4 protein-coding genes are annotated in these 3,808 nt (G+C 70.7%); all 4 read left to right on the forward strand.

Features of this window, described 5'->3' with window-relative positions; all coding sequences use genetic code 11:
• A partial coding sequence (locus RT309_RS14055) for a sensor histidine kinase (protein WP_313358030.1) occupies positions 1-1,084 on the forward strand: 1,084 nt, incomplete at its 5' end.
• Complete coding sequence (locus RT309_RS14060; protein ID WP_313358033.1) at positions 1,081-1,698, forward strand: response regulator transcription factor; 618 nt, start codon at positions 1,081-1,083, stop codon at positions 1,696-1,698. The genes RT309_RS14055 and RT309_RS14060, both read left to right, overlap by 4 nt.
• A 29-nt stretch (positions 1,699-1,727) precedes the next feature.
• A complete protein-coding gene (locus RT309_RS14065) occupies positions 1,728-2,180 on the forward strand; it encodes a DUF2871 domain-containing protein (protein ID WP_313358035.1) in 453 nt (150 codons plus the stop codon).
• Positions 2,181-2,285: 105 nt separating this feature from the next.
• Positions 2,286-3,808 (forward strand): MFS transporter (locus RT309_RS14070; RefSeq protein ID WP_313358036.1); only part of this gene is annotated, 1,523 nt, incomplete at its 3' end.

The following is a 3,808-nucleotide window of genomic DNA, read 5'->3' on the forward strand; positions in this document are numbered from 1 at the left end:
GGTGTGGATCGCCGCGGTCGCCGTGTCGCCCGAGTTCGTCTGGATGGCCTTCCTGCTGTGGCTGCTCGCCGGCCACCTGCTGCCGCTGCGGTGGGGCCTCGTGTTCTCGGGCGTGGTGTTCGCCGTCGTCGTCGTCGGGCCGATCGTGCACCACGGCGTCACCAGCTACGCCAACATCTTCGGGCCGCTCATCGGCGGGATCTTCGCCTTCGGCATCTCGCGCGGATACGTGCAGCTGCTGCGCGATGCCGCCGAGCGGGAGCGACTGCTCGACTCGCTGACCCGCGCGCAGCACGAGATGGCCGGCCTGCAGGACGAGCTCGCCCTCGCCCAGCGCGAGGCCGGTGCGGTCGCCGAGCGCACCCGCATCTCGCGCGACATCCACGACACCGTCGCGCAGGGGCTCTCATCGATCCGGCTGCTCGCGCACGCCGGCGCAGCGCGCAGCACCGATGCAGAGGCCGCGCGCACACTCACGCAGCTGGAGGGCCTCGCGGGTGACAGCCTGGCCGACGTGCGGCGCATCGTCGCCGCTCTCGCGCCCGCCGAGCTCGATCAGAGCGGGCTCGCCGACGCGCTGGAGCGGATGCTGGAGCGCACCCAGAAGGAGGCGGGGGTGCGCTGCGAGCTGCACGTCGACGAGTCGCTGCCGACGCTGCCGACGCCCGTCGAGGTCGCGCTGCTGCGCACCGCGCAGTCGGCGCTGGCCAACGTGCGGCTGCACGCACAGGCATCCCGGGTCGTGGTCAGCCTGATCGACGACGACGGATCGGTGCGACTCGACATCATCGATGACGGCGTCGGATTCGATCTCCCCCGCTGGGAGCGCGACGTCGAGTCGGGCTCTTCGAGCTACGGGCTGCGCTTCATCCGCGCTCGACTGCGTGAGCTCGGCGGCGGCCTGGACATCGAGAGCGCACCCGGCGAGGGCACCGCCATCTCGGTGTCCGTGCCGATCCATCCCGAGCAGGCGCCGCCGGCATCCGCGGCATCGCCGGGATCCGCGGCATCCGCGGCATCGCCGGGATCCGCCAGGCCTGCGCCGACGGCATCCGCTCAGCCCACGACGAAGGAGACTCCGTGACCACCACCGTCCTCCTCGTCGACGACCACCCGGTCGTCCGCACCGGCCTGCGCAGCGTGCTCGATACCGACACCGTCCGCGTGATCGGCGAGGCGGCGACCGGCGAAGAGGCCATCGCTCTTGCCGGTCACCTGCGCCCCGACGTGGTGCTGTGCGATCTGCGCCTCGGAGCCGGCATCGACGGCATCCGCACCACGGCCGCGCTGCGCGCACTCGACCCGGCCCCGGCGGTGCTGATCCTGACGACCTTCGACCGCGACGCCGAGATCCTCGGTGCGATCGAGGCCGGAGCCGCCGGCTACCTGCTCAAGGACGTCGCTCCCGAGGTGATCATCGACGGCATCCACCGTGCGCACGCGGGCGAGACGATCCTCTCCCCCGAACTCGCCGCACGGGTGCTGAAGGGCATGCGCAACCCGCTGCCCAAGCTCACCGACCGTGAGGTCGAGGTGCTGCGACTGCTGGCCACCGGAGCCGCGAACCGCGAGATCGCCAAGGCGCTCTTCGTGACCGAGGCGACCGTGAAGAGCCACATCGCCCACATCTTCACCAAACTCGACGTCGACAGCCGCTCCCGCGCTATCCACGTCGCCCAGCAGGTGGGTCTGCTCTGACCCGGCCGTCCCCTTCGAAAGGACCAACCATGACGAAACTGTTCTACGCCGCCTTCGCCTACATATTCGCGGGCGTGGCATCCGGCCTGTTCTACCGCGAGTTCACGAAGGCGAACGACTTCGCCGAAGGCGCGTTCACGCAGCTCGGACTCGTGCACACCCACCTGCTCACGCTCGGGTTCATCGCGCTGCTGATCGTGCTCGTGCTCGAGAAGGTGTTCGTGCTCTCGCGCAGTCCGAAGCTGTTCGCCTGGTTCTTCTGGCTGTACAACGCAGGCGTGATCCTCACCTCGGCGATGATGGTCTGGCACGGCTCGCTGACGGTGCTCGGCGAGCCCTCGACGAAGATGATCGCGGGTATCGCCGGTCTCGGGCACATCCTGCTCTCGGCGGCGCTGATCGTCTTCTTCGTGCTGCTGCGCAAGGCTGTCTTCGTCGCACGCGCAGCAGGCGTACAGTCGCCGGTGACCGTGCAGGGCTGAGAGAGGCGCAGGCTCGTGAGTGACGAGAAGATCAAGAAGGCGGATCGCACCGACGGTGCGGGACCCACCCCGGCGGAGCCCGCCGCGCCCACCCGCCGGGAGTGGATCGCCCTGGCGGTGCTCTCGGTCGGGCTCGGTCTCATCGTGCTCGACGGCACGATCGTCGGCGTCGCGCTGCCTGCCATCATCAGCGATCTCGGTCTCAACCTCACCGACGCGCAGTGGGTGAACAGCCTCTACGCGGTGGTGCTCGCGGCGCTGCTGCTCTCGACGGGCAGCCTGGCCGACCGCTGGGGGCGCAAGCGGCTGTTCCTGGCGGGGCTGGTCGTCTTCATGGGCGGCAGTCTGCTCGCCGCCGTCTCCGCCGACGCGGGCGCCCTCATCGGCGCCCGCGCCGTGCAGGCCGTCGGCGCGGCGCTGATCATGCCCTCCACGCTGTCGACGGTGAACGCCGTGTTCCGCGGCCGGTATCGCGCGGCCGCTTTCGGCGTGTGGGGCGCGGTCATCTCGGGCGCGGCCGCGGTGGGGCCGCTCGCAGGTGGCGCTCTGACGCAGTGGGCCTCGTGGCACTGGATCTTCCTGGTGAACCTGCCCGTCGGCCTGCTGCTGCTCGTCGCCGCGGCGATCGTCGTGCCCGAGACCCGCGGCCGCAAGACCCGGCCCGGTGTCGACGTCGACGGCGCGCTGCTCAGCGCGATCGGCTTCGGCGCGCTCGTCTTCGCCGTCGTCGAAGGCCCCGATCTCGGCTGGTGGAAGCCGAAGAGCGATCTCACCCTGTTCGGCTGGACATGGTCGGAGGATGCCCCGATCTCGGCCGTTCCCGTCGCACTGGCGATCGCGATCATCGCCCTCGTGCTGTTCGTCGTGTGGGAACGGCACCGCGAGAAGGTGCAGCGCGAGGCACTGCTGGATCTCGGGCTGTTCACGTTCTCGACGTTCTCGTGGGGCAATCTCACCGCCGCGATGGTCGCCATCGGCGAGTTCGCGATCATCTTCGTCCTGCCGCTGTTCCTCATCAACGCGCTCGGCCTCGACGTGATGGGAGCCGGTCTCGTGCTCGCCGCCATGGCTGTGGGCGCATTCTTCTCCGGCGCCGCCGCCCGCCACCTCGCCGCGCGCCTCGGCGCACCGGGCACCGTGCTGCTCGGCCTCGGGCTCGAGATCACCGGGACGCTGGTTCTGGCGCTGCTGCTGCACGCCGACAGCGCCGGCTGGGTGATCGCCCTGCCCCTGGTCGTCTACGGACTCGGCTTGGGGCTCGCCTCGGCACAGCTGACCGGCACCGTGCTGCAGGACATCCCGGTGGCCGTCTCGGGCCAGGGCTCGGCGACCCAGAGCACGGTTCGTCAGGTGGGCTCCGCGCTCGGAACGGCGGTGGCTGGCACCGTGCTGTCGGTGTGGCTGGCCGTCTCGCTGCCTGCCGCACTAGACGGCGCGGGGATCACCGGAGCCGCGGGCGATCAGCTCGCGGAGTCCACACGGCTGTCGGCGGGGACGACGATCGCGCAGCTGCGTGCGCAGGGCGCAGGTTCGGCGTACGGCGAGCAGACGCCCACGGTGATCGACGCGCTGGCCGGCGGGTTCGCCGACGGCACCCGCGGCGCTCTGCTGGTGGCGGTGGTCTTCCT

Source organism: Microbacterium sp. (assembly GCF_032084865.1).
GTDB lineage: Bacteria > Actinomycetota > Actinomycetes > Actinomycetales > Microbacteriaceae > Microbacterium.